This window comes from Streptomyces globisporus, from assembly GCF_003501885.1.
Taxonomy (GTDB): Bacteria; Actinomycetota; Actinomycetes; order Streptomycetales; family Streptomycetaceae; genus Streptomyces; species Streptomyces globisporus_D.
In genome coordinates this window covers 1-12,979 of the sequence record NZ_QWFA01000185.1, presented here as the reverse complement: position 1 = coordinate 12,979, position 12,979 = coordinate 1, and the positions used below count along the sequence as shown (strand labels likewise).

At 70.2% G+C, this 12,979-nt stretch carries 12 protein-coding genes and 2 pseudogenes; all 14 read right to left on the bottom strand.

Translation table 11 applies throughout. The features are described 5' to 3' along the window. Window positions 1-220 (bottom strand): annotated as a pseudogene (locus tag D3105_RS27185) (hypothetical protein); the annotation flags it as partial. Between the two features lie 51 nt (window positions 221-271). Further along, window positions 272-838, bottom strand: coding sequence for a hypothetical protein (locus D3105_RS27180; RefSeq protein WP_118905633.1), 567 nt, complete (start codon window positions 836-838; stop codon window positions 272-274). Window positions 839-897: 59 nt separating this feature from the next. Further along, on the bottom strand, window positions 898-1,524 hold the full coding sequence (locus tag D3105_RS27175) for a hypothetical protein (RefSeq protein WP_118905632.1): 627 nt from the start codon (window positions 1,522-1,524) through the stop codon (window positions 898-900). Window positions 1,525-1,559: 35 nt separating this feature from the next. After that, on the bottom strand, window positions 1,560-2,081 hold the full coding sequence (locus D3105_RS27170; RefSeq protein ID WP_118905631.1) for a hypothetical protein: 522 nt from the start codon (window positions 2,079-2,081) through the stop codon (window positions 1,560-1,562). Then, window positions 2,078-3,313 carry an MCE family protein gene (locus D3105_RS27165; protein ID WP_118905630.1) on the bottom strand — a complete coding sequence of 412 codons (1,236 nt, stop codon included), beginning with the start codon at window positions 3,311-3,313 and terminating at the stop codon, window positions 2,078-2,080. Before D3105_RS27165 ends, D3105_RS27170 begins: the two co-directional genes overlap by 4 nt. Next, on the bottom strand, window positions 3,310-4,497 hold the full coding sequence (locus D3105_RS27160; RefSeq protein ID WP_118905629.1) for an MCE family protein: 1,188 nt from the start codon (window positions 4,495-4,497) through the stop codon (window positions 3,310-3,312). Before D3105_RS27160 ends, D3105_RS27165 begins: the two co-directional genes overlap by 4 nt. Then, window positions 4,494-5,669 (bottom strand): MCE family protein, encoded by a 1,176-nt coding sequence (locus D3105_RS27155; protein WP_118905628.1) that lies wholly within the window; start codon window positions 5,667-5,669, stop codon window positions 4,494-4,496. The genes D3105_RS27160 and D3105_RS27155 overlap by 4 nt, the downstream gene beginning before the upstream one ends. Before the next feature lies 1 nt (window position 5,670). Then, window positions 5,671-6,690 (bottom strand): MCE family protein, encoded by a 1,020-nt coding sequence (locus tag D3105_RS27150; protein WP_118905627.1) that lies wholly within the window; start codon window positions 6,688-6,690, stop codon window positions 5,671-5,673. Further along, the gene (locus D3105_RS27145; RefSeq protein WP_118905626.1) at window positions 6,687-7,718 is read right to left on the bottom strand and encodes an MCE family protein; all 1,032 of its coding nucleotides are present in this window, start codon (window positions 7,716-7,718) and stop codon (window positions 6,687-6,689) included. The genes D3105_RS27150 and D3105_RS27145 overlap by 4 nt, the downstream gene beginning before the upstream one ends. Then, window positions 7,715-9,013, bottom strand: a complete 1,299-nt coding sequence (locus D3105_RS27140; protein WP_118905625.1) for an MCE family protein — start codon at window positions 9,011-9,013, stop codon at window positions 7,715-7,717. Before D3105_RS27140 ends, D3105_RS27145 begins: the two co-directional genes overlap by 4 nt. Beyond that, window positions 9,013-9,816 carry an MlaE family ABC transporter permease gene (locus tag D3105_RS27135; protein ID WP_118905624.1) on the bottom strand — a complete coding sequence of 268 codons (804 nt, stop codon included), beginning with the start codon at window positions 9,814-9,816 and terminating at the stop codon, window positions 9,013-9,015. The genes D3105_RS27140 and D3105_RS27135 overlap by 1 nt, the downstream gene beginning before the upstream one ends. 3 nt (window positions 9,817-9,819) lie before the next feature. Then, window positions 9,820-10,677 carry an MlaE family ABC transporter permease gene (locus tag D3105_RS27130; RefSeq protein ID WP_118905623.1) on the bottom strand — a complete coding sequence of 286 codons (858 nt, stop codon included), beginning with the start codon at window positions 10,675-10,677 and terminating at the stop codon, window positions 9,820-9,822. Continuing rightward, window positions 10,674-11,660: an ABC transporter ATP-binding protein gene (locus tag D3105_RS27125; RefSeq protein WP_097875226.1), complete on the bottom strand. Its 987-nt coding sequence runs from the start codon at window positions 11,658-11,660 to the stop codon at window positions 10,674-10,676. The genes D3105_RS27130 and D3105_RS27125 overlap by 4 nt, the downstream gene beginning before the upstream one ends. A gap of 468 nt (window positions 11,661-12,128) precedes the next feature. Further along, window positions 12,129-12,979: pseudogene (locus D3105_RS27120) on the bottom strand (DUF6801 domain-containing protein); the annotation flags it as partial.

Here is a 12,979-nt window from a genome sequence, read left to right as displayed (position 1 = left end):
CGTCTGCCGTGGGGCCGTCGTCGGCGGCGTCTGGAGGGGTGTCGTCGGCCGTGTCCGGCTCGGGTTCGGGGGCGGTTGCGGTTTCCGGGGCGGCGCTTGCCTCCGGTTCCCGGTCGGCTTCGGGCTGCCCGTAGGCCGGTTCCGTCTCGGCTCCCGCCGCGCGCGAGGGTGTCGTGGCCAGCCGGCGGCGGCGGTTGACGAGGTGACGGGTCGTCGACATGGGTAGGTCCTCTCCGGGGCGTGCGGGATGGGCGGGGTGCGGCGGCGGAGGTCAGCCGGCCGTGGAGCCGACGGGCGCCTGGCCCAGCGCGCTGAGCTTCCACCCCCCGGACGTCCGGGTGAGGGTGCCGAGCAACCGGCTTTCCTTCACCGCCGGTTCGCCCCTGGGCGCGGTGACCGTCACCCGTAGCGCGACCATCACCCCTGCCCGGCCCGCCCGTTGGTCCAGTTCGGTCACCGCGCCGGAGAGGACCTTCGCCGTGCTCACCGTCTTCGCCTCGGCGATCTGCCTGGCGAAATCGTCGCGACCGTCGACGAGTTGGCGGTGGAGGTCGCCGGTGGTGGACTGCTCCCAGCTGTCGAGCCCCTGCTCCAGCGCCTTGTGGTCCAGGGTGTTCATGTTCTGCACCGCCTGCTCCCCCGCCGCGAGCGCGTCGTCCCGCGCCCGCGCGAAGGACGCCGCGTCGTCGTGCGAGGCCTCGTACCGCTGCCAGCCGCCCCAGCCCGCCGCTCCGGCCGCGCAGACCACCAGGGCCAGGGCGGCGAGCAGCAGCGGGTTCCTCCTCCCGGTGGTCCCACTCGTCTCGGTGTTCGCTGTCGTCGTCCGCCGCCGTGCCATGTGCTGCCTCTCCCCTGCCTGCCGAACCGGACCCGTGCGCCATCGCCTTCGGGCCGCCGTCACGTGGATCCGATCTCGACGATCCACCAGCGTCCTTCGCGCAGTTCGGCGACCACCGTGAGTTGCGCGGAGGCGGTGGTGGGTGCACGGCCCCGGCGTTCGTAGACCTGGTCGAGGAAGACCAGGAGGTGTGCGCTGTCGTCGGTCAGCCGGGTCACACCGGCCCGGACGACCTCGGTGGTGAGCGTCAGCTTCTGGTCGGCGGACTGCCGCTCGACCTGGCCGAACAGCGTCGCGTACTGCTGGAGCGCCTTGCCCGCCAGGACCTCTGTTGCCGCCGCCCTCGTGGTCGCGGTGGCCCCGGGACCGTACGAGAAGACCTTGCTGAGCGCGCTGCTGACATCGCCGGTGACGCGGGTCGTCGCCTCCGCGTCGGTGAGCGCCAGGTTCGCCGTGGCCGGGGTGTCGCGCAGCTGGCGTCCCTCGGCGTACAGGGCGCCGCCCGTGGCGATCAGGGCGACCGTCAGCAGGGCGCCGAGGACGCGCGGCCAACGGCGGCGGGACACGTCCGCGCCGTCTTCCGGGTCCGGCGCCCTCGTTTCGGCCTCCTCGGATCCGTGGCCGGGGTCCAGGGCGACATCGGCCTCGGTCCCGGGGCCGATGTCCGTGGCACCTTCGCTGCTCACCGTCGCCGTTCCTCCGCTCGTTCTCACGCTCGCACTCATCGGCCGCCGCCCGTCCCGATCGCCGTGAGCGCCTTGACCTTCCAGCCGTCGGCCGTACGGGCGAGGGTCGCCCCGAACCGCTTGCGCTGGGTGCCGGGCGCGCCGGTACGCGGGGTGACCTCGACGTCCACGGTGGCGATCAGCTCCGCCGTACCGGTGCGCTCGTCCAGGGCGGTGAGCGCCGCCGACGTGACCTTGCCCCGGGCCGTGTCGCCCGCCGCCGTGAGGGACTTCGCCTCCTCCTTCCGGGTCCGCTCCAGCTCGTCGTGGAGCGGACCGGTGGAGGAGTCCAGCCAGGCCCGTAACCCGTCGTCGACCCGCTGCGCGCTCTCGCCGTCCAGGCTGTTCAGTGTCGCGAGGTGCCGTTCGCCCTCGGCCAGGGCCGTGTCGCGGGCCTTGGCGTAGGAGAGGGAGCGGTCGCCGCGCGCCTGCCCGTACGACCAGGCCCCCAGGTTACAGACCAGGGCGGCGACGAGCAGCACGGCCCAGCCGCCCAGGTGCCGGGTGCGGGGGGTCATGAGCCGCCTCCCAGGCCCAGCAGCCCGGCCACGCCCTCGGTCGGCGGCTGCGCGGTCGCGGCTGCGCCGTCCACGGCTCCGGGGAGCTTCATCGAGCCCGGGACGGCCGGTTTCGGCAGCGGGCCGCCCTTGGGGGCGTTGCCGCTGCCCCGGACGTTGATGCCGGTGCCGGGCGAGGACGTGCAGCGGGCGGCGGTGTTCACGGCGGGCCCGGCCGAGGTGTCGAGCCCGTTGCGGTAGAGCGTGCCGCCGTAGCCGGCGGTGCAGGGCAGCGGTTCGAAGAAGGTGACGGACATCCCGAACCGGGCGCCGTCCTCGTCGACCGCGCTCGCCCCGGCGGCGGCGACGGCGGGGAGTTTCACGAGGAGTTCCTCCAGGCCTCGTTGGCGGGTGACGGCCACGTCGGATGTGGTGAGGAGGTTGGCGACGACGACGCCGAAGGCCGGGTCGACGTCGCGCAGCAGTCCGCTGATCTGGACGGCGGCGTCCGGGGTGGTCGCGATGAGGCGGCGCAGGTCGCCGTCGGATCCCTTGAGTTCGGCGGCCAGTTCCTTGGCCCCCTTGGCAAAGCCCTTGAGGGCCTTGCCCTGTTCGGCCTGGGTGCGCAGGACCTGCTCGCCGTCGGCCATCAGCCGGGTGGTGACCGGCAGGGCCTTGTCCGCGGTCTCGATGAAGTCGCCGCTGGTGTCCAGCAGGACCTGGAGGTCGTCGCCGCGCCCTTCGAAGGCGGCCCCGAACTCCTCGACGACGGTCCGCAGGCTCTCCAGGTTCACCGAGCTCGCCAGGTCGTCGACGCTGGTGAGGACGTCTGTGGGGGGCGCGGGAATGGTGGTGTCGGCTTCGTCGATGACCGAGCCGTTGCCCAGGAAGGGGCCTTCCGTGCGGGTGGGCCGCAGGTCGACGTACTGCTCGCCGACCGCCGAGAGGTTCGCGACGACGGCCGTGAGGCTGTCCGGGATGCGCGGGGCGTCCTTCTCGATCCGCAGCTCGGCCTCGACGCCGTCCTCGGTCAGCTCGATGGGGCCGACGCGGCCCACGGAGACGCCACGGTAGGTGACGTTGGAGTGGGTGTACAGGCCGCCCGTCTGCGGGAGTTGGACCGTGACGGTGTAGTAGCTGCGCAGTCCGACGTAATGGCCGAGATCGGCGTAGCGGACGCCCAGGTAGCCGAGGACGAGGACGGCGATGACGAGGAAGGCGAGGTTCTTCAGCCGGACGGCGAGGGTGATCACGGTGTCGCCTCCTTCGTGGTCTTCGGCGTGCCCGACACGGCGGGCAGCGGGAGCGGGAGCGGCAGCGCGCCCTTGGTCGACGCGGCCGGTTCCTCGCCCTCGGCCGGGGGCTGGGGAATACCCGGCGGGTCCGGGGTGAGGGCCGGGATGATCTGCGTGCCGGGCATGGCCGTCACGTCCAGGTAGACGTTGAGGTAGTCGCCCTTGACGCCGCGCAGCACCTCGTCCGTGAAGGGGTAGGTCAGCAGCACCTGGAGCGAGTTCGGGAGGTCCTGGCCGGAGTCGGCGAGCGCCTTGAGGGTCGGGGCGAGCGCCTTGAGGTCGGCGATCATGTCGGCCTTGCTCCGGTTGATGGTGTCGACGGCGACCGTGGACAGGGTGTCGAGGGAGCGCAGCATGGTCAGCAGGGAGCCGCGCTGCTTCTCCAGGACCTTGAGCCCGGGACTGAGCCCGGTGAGGACCGTGCCGACGTCCTGTTTACGGGTGGCGAGGGTGGTGGCGAGCCGGTTGACGCCGTCGAGGGCCTGGGTGATGTCGCCCTTGTTCTCGTCCAGGTCGGTCACGAGGGTGTCGACCCGGTTGAGCACGGAGCGGATCTGCGGTTCCTGTCCGGCGAGCGCCTTGTTCAGCTCGGTGGTGATGGTCTTGAGCTGGTTGACGCCGCCCCCGTTGAGGAGCATGGACAGGGCGCCGAAGACCTCTTCGACCTCGGGGTTCCTGTTGGTGCGGGAGACGGGGATGCGGCCGCCGCTCGCGAGCGATCCGTGGGCGGTGCCCTCGGGGGGCGGGGCGAGCTGGATGAACTTCTCGCCGAGCAGGCTGGACTGTTCGAGCCGGGCGTAGGCGTTGGCGGGAAGCTCGACCTTGCCGTTGACCTGCATGGTGACCCGGGCCCGCCAGCCGTCCGGGGCGAGCGCGATCTTCGTGACCCGCCCCACGGAGACGTCGTTGACCTTGACCGAGGACTGCGGGGCGAGGCTGAGGACGTCGCCGAACTCGGCGGTGACCTCGTACGGCCGGTCGCCGAGGTCCGCGCCGCCGGGCAGCGGGAACTGGCCGATGCCGGTGAAGGAGGGGGCGTCGGGGCGGACCACGACCAGGGCGATCAGCGCTCCGGTGGCGAGCAGGGCGACCGCGCCGACGGCCGCCCGTGCGGCGGGTCTGCGCCGGATCTCGTCGTTCATCGCTCGGCCCCCTTCTCCTGGTCGGTCCCGCCGGACGTGCCCGCCTTTCCGGCCCCGCCCGGCTTGCCGGGTTGCTTCTCGGGGGTGCCGTAGACCGTGCCGACCTCGGGCAGCGGCAGGACGGGCAGCGCCTTGCGGCGGGTCGCGTCGACGGGGGCGAGGCCGGTGAGCCGGCTCACCGCGGCCGCGGCCCCGGGCTCCACGAGCGGTCCGCCCATGGACAGTTCGTTGAGGTTGGTCCGCCCGTTGAGGGTGCGGTTTGCCGGGTCGTAGGCGTTGAGGACATTGCCGGCGGCGAGCGGCAGGGTGTCCATCGCCTCGGCGAGCGAGGCGCGCTGGTCGACGAGCGTCTGGGTGATCGGCACGAGGGCCTCGACGTTCTTCTTGAGCGAGCCGCGGTTCTTGGCGATGAAGGTCTTGACCTGGCCGAGGGCGGTGCCGAGTTCCTTGAGGGCGGCGCTGAGGTTCTTCTTGTCGTCGGCGAGGAAGGTGGTGACCGTGTTCAGCTGCTGCTCGGCGCTGCGGACGTTGCCGTCGTTCTTCTTGAGCATCGTGGTGAAGCCCTGGAGGTACTTCAGGGTGTCGAACAGGTCTCCGCTGCTCTTGTCGAGCGTCTTGGTGGCCTTGCCGAACTGTTCGATGGAGTCCCCGATGGCCTTGCCGTTGCCGTCGAGGTTCTTCGCCCCGGTGTCCAGAAGCCGGGCCAACGCCCCATTGGCGTTGGCCCCGTTGGGGCCGAGCGCGGTGGAGAGTTCGGTGATGGAGGCGTACAGCTCGTCGACCTCGACGGGGGTGGCGTTGCGGGCGGCGGGCAGCACCGCGCCGGCGGCGAGCCGGGGCCCGCCGTCGTAGGCCGGGGCGAGCTGGATGTAGCGGTCGGCGACGAGGCTGGGGGCGACGACGACGGCGTGGGCGTCCCGGGGGACGTCGATGCCCTGGTCCAGGCGGAGCACGACCTTCACCTCCTTGCCGCGCGGCTCGACGGAGTCGACGGTGCCGACCTTCACGCCGAGGATCCGCAGGTCGGATCCGGCGTACACGCCGGTGGCCCGGTCGAAGTAGGCGATGACGGTGGTCTTGCCGTCCTCCTCCAGGGCGCTCACGCCGGTGGCGGCCACGACGGCGACGAGGGCGAGTCCGGCGCCGATGCCGGTGATGCGGGTGCGTCTCATGTCAGCGGCCCCCTTGCTGCCGGGGTGGCATGCATCCGGTCGCCGGGGGTGTGCCGGCGGGGAGGTAGTTCTTCGGCACGACACCGCAGACGTAGTTGTCGAACCAGCGCCCGCTGCCGAGGGTGTTGCCGACGAGCCGGCTGTAGGAGCCGGTCGTGGCGAGGACCTTGTCCAGGCTCTTGCGGTTCTTCACCAGGACGGCGGTGACCCGGCCGAGGGAGGCCAGGGTCGGCCCGAGCTGCTTGTCGTTGTCCTTGACGAGTCCGGTGAGCTGGGTGCCGAGGTCGCGGGTGCCGGTGAGCAGCAGATGGATGGAGTCGCGGCGGGCCCGGATCTCGCCGAGCAGGAGGTTTCCGTCCTCCAGGAGCGTTTCGAAGCTGCTCTTCTTCCCGTCGAGGGTCCGGGTCAGCTTCTTGCTGCTGCTGAGCAGGGTGGCGAGCTGGGCGTCGCGTTCGGAGACCGTACGGGAGAGGGCGGAGAGCCCCTCGGCGGCGCTGCGGACGTGGGGCGGGGAGTCCTTGAAGGTGGCGGAGATCGTCTCGAAGCTCTTGGCGAGCTGGTCGGTGTCGATCTCGCCGATGGTCTCGCCGAGCCCGTTGAACGCCTGGGTGACGTCGTACGGGGAGGTGGTGCGGCTCGCGGTGATACGGGAGCCGGGGTCCTGCGGGGCGTCGCCGAGGGGGTCGACGGCGAGGTACTTCTCGCCGAGCAGGGTCTTGATGGCGATGCCGACGGTGGAGGAGTCGCCGATCCAGGCGTCCTTCACCCGGAAGTCGACCCGGACCTTCGCGCCGTCGAGGGAGACGCCGGTGACCTCGCCGACCTTCACTCCGGCGATGCGCACCTCGTCACCGTCGTCGAGTCCGGCGGATTCGGTGAAGTCGGCGCTGTAGGACGTCCCGTTGTCGACGAAGGGCAGCGAGTCGGCGCGCCAGGCGGTGAGACCGACGAGGGCCAGGACGAGGAGCCCGACGACGGCGACGGCGACCGGGTTGCGTTCCCGGATGGGGGTGATTCTCATGCCAGGCACCTCGGTTGGGTGATCGCGATGCCGGTGGGCGGCTTGCTGCCGTCGTCGTGGGTGACGCCGCTGACCTTCGCTTCGCAGAGGTAGAGGTTGAGCCACGATCCGTAGGACGTCAGCCGGCTGATGGCCGCCATCTTGGCCGGGGTCTTCTGGAGGAAGTTCTCGATCTGCGGGGTGCCCTTCTCCAACTGGCCGCTGAGGCGCCCGAGTTGGCGAATGTCGTCCTTGAGGGGCTTCCTGCCGTCCTGGAAGAGGTCGGCGGTGACGGTGGTGAGCGCTCCCATCGCGGTGATGGCCTCGCCGAGCGGTTTCCGGTCGCCGGAGAATCCGGTGACGAGCTTCTGGAGGGTGACGACGAGGTCGTCGAAGCCCTCCTCGCGGTCGTTGACCGTCTTGAGGACCGTGTTGAGGTTCGTGATCACCTCGCCGATCACCTTGTCTTTCGCCGCGACGGTCGTGGTGAGCGAGCCGACGTGCCGCAGGATGCTGTCGACGGTGCCGCCCTCGCCCTGGAGGACCTGGACGATGGAGCCGGCGAGCTGGTTGACGTCGGGCGGCGACAGCCCTTCGAAGAGGGGCTGGAAGCCGTTGAAGAGCTGGGTGAGGTCGAGGGCCGGGGTGGTGCGGGAGAGCGGGATGGTGCCCCCGGGCGCGAAGGTCCGGCCGACGGGTCCGGCGCCCCGGTCGAGGTCGACGTACCGCTGGCCGACCATGTTGAGGTATTTGATGGACGCCGTCACCGAGGCGGGGAGGTCCCGGCCCTTGCGTACGGCGAAGGAGACCTCGGCGACGCGCCGGTCGGCGACCCGCACGGATTCGACCTGGCCGACCTTCACCCCGGCGATCCGGACGCTGTCGCCGGGGATGAGGCCGGTGGCGTCGGTGAACCGCGCCTTGTACGTGGTGGTGTCGCCGACGCCCGTGTTGGCGATGGAGAGCCCGAGGACGGTGGTGGCCAGGACGGTGACGACGATGAAGACGAGGGACTTGGCGATCGGTCCCGCGAGCGAGCGGCGTTTCACTTGAGCTTCACCTCCGCACCTCGGAAGGCCGGGCCGATGAGCACGCTGCTCCAGTCGGGCAGGTCCGCCGGCCGGACCTTCAGCGAGGGGGCGACCAGTTCGTTCACGAGCTGGGACTCCTGGGGCGAGTTGGGCAGTCCGAGCCCGGTGTCGGTGCCGTCGTCGGCGCCGCCCCGAGTGGCCGGGGGTCCGGTGCGGTCGGTGGATCGGCGGGTGTCGGCGGTCGGGGCGTGCTTGCCGACGTACGGCACCGAGTAGCACTTCGGGCCGCCCGTGGCGTTGTAGACCGGGGCGTCCCTGCCGGGGACGTATTTGCCCTTCGAGGGAACGGACTTGACCGACACGTGCAGCCCCGGCTCGTCGGTTCCCTTGCCGAGGGCCTTGTCCATGGCGGGCACGAAGCCGGCCATGGTGCGCAGGGTGCAGGGGAACGACTCGGCGTATTCCGCGAGGAGTTCGAGGGACGGCCTGCTCGCGGCGGAGAGTCGGATGAGGTTGTCCTTGTTCTCCCGCAGGAAGGAGGTGACGTCCTGCGCGGCAGCCGTGGTGGTGCCGTGGAGAGCGGCGAGCCGCGCCTCCTCGTCGGCGAGGGTGGAGCTGGTGACCGTGGCGTCCCGCAGCGCGTCGAGGACGTCCGGCGCGGCGTCCGCGTACAGCGTGCTCACCTTGACGAGTTCCTTGATGTCGGCGTTGAGGGTGGGGAGTTGGGGGTTGAACTTCTTCAGGTGGTGATCCAGCGTGGTCAGCGTCTCGCCCAGGCGTTCACCGCGTCCCTCCAGCGCCTGGGAGACGGCGTTGAGGGTGGCGGAGAGCTTCTCGGGCTTCACAGCGGTCAGCAGCGGCAGGACGTTGCCGAGGACCTGTTCCAGCTCGATGGCGTTGCTGGAGCGGTCCTGCGGGATGACGGCCCCGGCCCGCAGGGTGGTGGCCGTGGGGATGCGGGGCGGGACGAGCGCGACGAACCGTGCGCCGAAGAGGGTGGTCGGCAGCATCTGGGCGGTGACGTCGGCCGGGACCCGGCCGAGCTCGTCGCGGTCGATGGCCAGGGTGAGGCGGGCCCCGTCGCCGTCGGTGGCGATGGAGCGGACCTGCCCGATGACGACGCCGCGGAGCTTCACATCGGCGTTGGTGTGCATCTCGTTGCCGACCGATCCGGTGCGGACGGTGACCGTGGCGTCGTCGGAGAAGTCCTTCTCGTACACGGAGACCGAGACCCACACGAGGACGGCGGGGACCAGCAGGAAGGCGACTCCGGCCAGGCGTCGGCGGACCGTGCGTGTGCTGGATGTGCGCATCAGCCGGCCACCTTCACCGTCGTCGTGGCGCCCCAGATGGCGAGCGAGAGGAAGAAGTCGGTGACGCTGATGAGCACGATGGCGTTGCGCACCGAGCGGCCGACCGCCACGCCCACACCGGCCGGGCCGCCGCCGGCGTGGAAGCCGTAGTAGCAGTGGGCGAGGATCACCAGCACGCTGAAGATCAGCACCTTGAGCACCGACAGCAGGACGTCCTGCGGGGAGAGGAAGAGATTGAAGTAGTGGTCGTAGGTACCCGCCGACTGGCCGTTGAAGAAGATGGTGATCCAGCGGGAGGCGACGTACGAGGAGAGCAGCCCGATCGCGTACAGCGGGATGATCGCGACGACTCCGGCGATGATCCGGGTGGTGACGAGGTAGGGCATGGAGCGGACGCCCATCGCCTCCAGGGCGTCGACCTCCTCGTTGATCCGCATCGCGCCGAGCTGGGCGGTGAAGCCCGCTCCGACGGTGGCGGAGAGGGCGAGCCCGGCGACCAGGGGGGCGATCTCCCGGGTGTTGAAGTAGGCGGAGACGAACCCGGTGAAGGCCGAGGTGCCGATCTGGTTGAGGGCGGCGTAGCCCTGGAGTCCGACGACGGTGCCGGTGAACAGGGTCATGGCGACCATCACACCGATGGTGCCGCCGATGACACCGAGTCCGCCGCTGCCGAAGGAGACCTCCGCCAGGAGTCGCTGGACCTCGCGCAGATAGCGGCGCAGGGTGCGCGGGATCCAGAGGAGTGCCCGTACGTAGAAGGTGAGTTGGTCGCCCGCCCGGTCGAGCCGGTTCAGCATGGCCATCGGTCAGCTCCCCTTCGCGGGGACGATCTGGAGGTAGATCGCCGTGAGGACCATGTTCACGAAGAACAGCAGCATGAAGGTGATGACGACGGACTGGTTGACCGCGTCGCCGACGCCCTTGGGGCCGCCGCGGGGGTTGAGGCCGCGGTAGGCGGCGACGATGCCGGCGATGAAGCCGAAGATCAGGGCCTTGAACTCGCTGATGTAGAGGTCGGGCAGCTGGGCGAGGGCGGAGAAGCTCGCGAGGTAGGCGCCCGGAGTGCCGTCCTGCATGATCACGTTGAAGAAGTAGCCGCCGAGCGTGCCGACCACCGAGATCAGGCCGTTGAGCAGGACGGCGACCAGCATGGTGGCGAGCACCCGGGGGACGACGAGGCGCTGGATGGGCGAGACGCCCATGACCTCCATCGCGTCGAGTTCCTCGCGGATCTTGCGGGAGCCGAGGTCGGCGCAGATCGCGGAGCCGGCGGCGCCGGAGATCAGCAGCGCCACGATGAGCGGGCTGGCCTGCTGGATCACCGCGAGGACGCTGGCGCCGCCGGTGAAGGACTGGGCGCCGAGCTGCTGGGTGAGGGAGCCGACCTGGAGGGCGATGACCGCGCCGAACGGGATGGAGACGAGGGCGGCGGGCAGGATGGTGACGCTCGCGACGAACCAGAACTGCTCGATGAACTCCCTTACCTGGAACGGTCTGCGGAAGATGGCGCGGGCCACGGCGACGGCGAGCGCGAACAGCTTCCCGGTCTCGCGGAGCGGCGCGAGCAGCCGGGACGGGCGGACCTGGCCGGGGGCCTTCTCGGAGGTGGCCGGCGGGGGCTTCTCGGGCGGCTCGGGCTGCCGCACCGGCATCGGGGCGGTCACGCGCGCGCACCTCCCGCCGCCGGGGCGTAGCTGTCGAGGATCGCCGTACGGGCGGCCTCCGGCAGCTGGCCCATCATCGACATGACCCGCTCCCGGCGGCGCAGCGCTCCCTGGCGTACGGGCATCCCCGGCGAGGGCTCCAGCTGGGGGACGACGGTGCGGGGGCCGGTGGGCAGCGGGACGGTGTCGGCCAGCTGCTCGGCGGCGAGGGTGGCGGCGTCCTTCTCCTCGGACATACCGATGGGTCCTTCGCGGCGTCCGGCGAGGAACTGGGAGACGACCGGGGTGTCGCTGGTGAGCAGCACCTCGCGCGGGCCGAAGGTGACGAGGTTGCGGCAGAACAGCATGCCCATGTTGTCGGGGACGGTCGCCGCGATGTCGAGGTTGTGGGTGACGATGAGCATCGTCGCGTCGATCTGCGCGTTGAGGTCGATGAGGAGCTGCGAGAGGTAGGCGGTGCGGACCGGGTCGAGGCCGGAGTCCGGTTCGTCGCAGAGGATGATCTGGGGGTCCAGGACGAGGGCGCGGGCGAGGCCGGCCCGCTTGCGCATACCGCCGGATATCTCGCCCGGCAGCTTTCCCTCGGCGCCGAGGAGACCGACGATGTCGATGCGTTCCATCACGATGCGACGGATCTCGGATTCCTTCTTGCGGGTGTGCTCGCGCAGCGGGAAGGCGATGTTGTCGAAGAGCGACATCGAGCCGAAAAGGGCCCCGTCCTGGAACATGAGGCCGAAGAGTTTCCGGGTCTCCATGATGTCGCGTTCCGGGCTGTTCACCATGTCGACGCCGTTGATGAGGACGCGTCCCTGTTCGGGCTTGAGAAGCCCGATGATGGATTTCAGGAAAACGGTCTTCCCGGTTCCGGAAGGACCGAGCATGACGCTCACTTCACCGGCGGGCAGGGTGAGGCTGACGTCCTGCCAGATGTTCTGCTTGCCGAAGGATTTCGTCAGGCCCTCGACGACTACTTCGATTCCCATCGACCCTCCCTCGAAGTGGCGGTGAACGTTTTCATCGGTTGACGCTCCGGCTCTGAGAAAGGCGATGGCGGCTCGTCACGCATGCACCAGGGGGCGCACGTTATGTCCGCCGAAACCGCCAGGGCAAGCCGTTGAACAGCGGATTTCGACGAACGGGGGGCGGTGATCGGATCACTTGTCATTCGGTGACAAGGTCGGTCTGTGATCTTGTCGGAATCTGCGCATGCAGCCGGGCGTTCCCGATCGGCACGTCTGGGACGCTACGGGCCGGTAACCTGACTTTGCAATACTGGGTACAGATTTTCCTCGGCAAGAATTCATGTGGAGCGAAGAATTGTTGCCGGGTGAGCAATCCGCCCGTCAAACCTGTCGGATGATGAGGAAACGCACGGTCGGCGGGCCGGCCCGGCGGGCATGAAAGGGCCCTTCCGGTCCCGTGGAACCGGAAGGGCTCGGAGGCCTTTCAGGTCACCGCTCGGGCTTCGGCTTCCTCGGCGGGCAGTCGGGGCCCTCCGGGTTCGTGGCCACGCACAGGGGCGCCTGGGTCATCTTGGTGTAGTTGTCGGCCTTCCTGCCGGGGCTGGAGATGGCCGAGGTGAAGATCGGGTCGAGATCCTCGGTGGCGCCGCACCCCTCGAACGGCGGGATGTGGGCGTATCCGGTCAGGGTGCCGCCGTACGCCACGAGGTAGCCGGCCGGCGGATAGCTCTGGCCGTACCCCTTCAGCACCTGCTCGAAGGGGCGTTCGGTGCGGCAGTCGGGGCCCACGTCCAGGGGCACGCCGTTCACCTCGACGTCGGAGAGCCGCATCACGAGCTGGGCCGTGACCGTGGTCTCCTCCGGGTAGGTCGGCGTGTTGGTGACCGTGTGGGTGTGGATCGCGGCCGGGGGGCCCACCTGCTCCAGCGTCATGGTGGCGGTGGTCGGCATGAACCCGTAGCTGAGGAACGTCGCCTTCGTCGGGGGGAGTTGGCGCTTCCCCTCGTAGTCGAAGTCGACTTCGGAGCTGACGTCGACGGTGGAGGCGCAGGAGTCGTTGATGTAGCGCTTGTTGAGCACCACCTTCATGAACGCGGGCCCCAGCGCCGCCGCGCCGTCCAGCTTGGCGGCATTCGCGTAGCCGGCCGCGTAGGTCTCGGCGGTGGTCATCACCCACTCGGGCGGGATCTCGATCGGGCAGCTGCCCGGGTCGTCCTCCAGGGCTTCGCGCCGCTTCTCGGTGAGGGCGTCGATCTTGTCCCGCGCGGTGGGCGGCAGCCCCTCGGCCGGGCGGCTGGGGGTGGGATCCGGTACGGGGTCGCTCTCCCCCGGACGGGGGG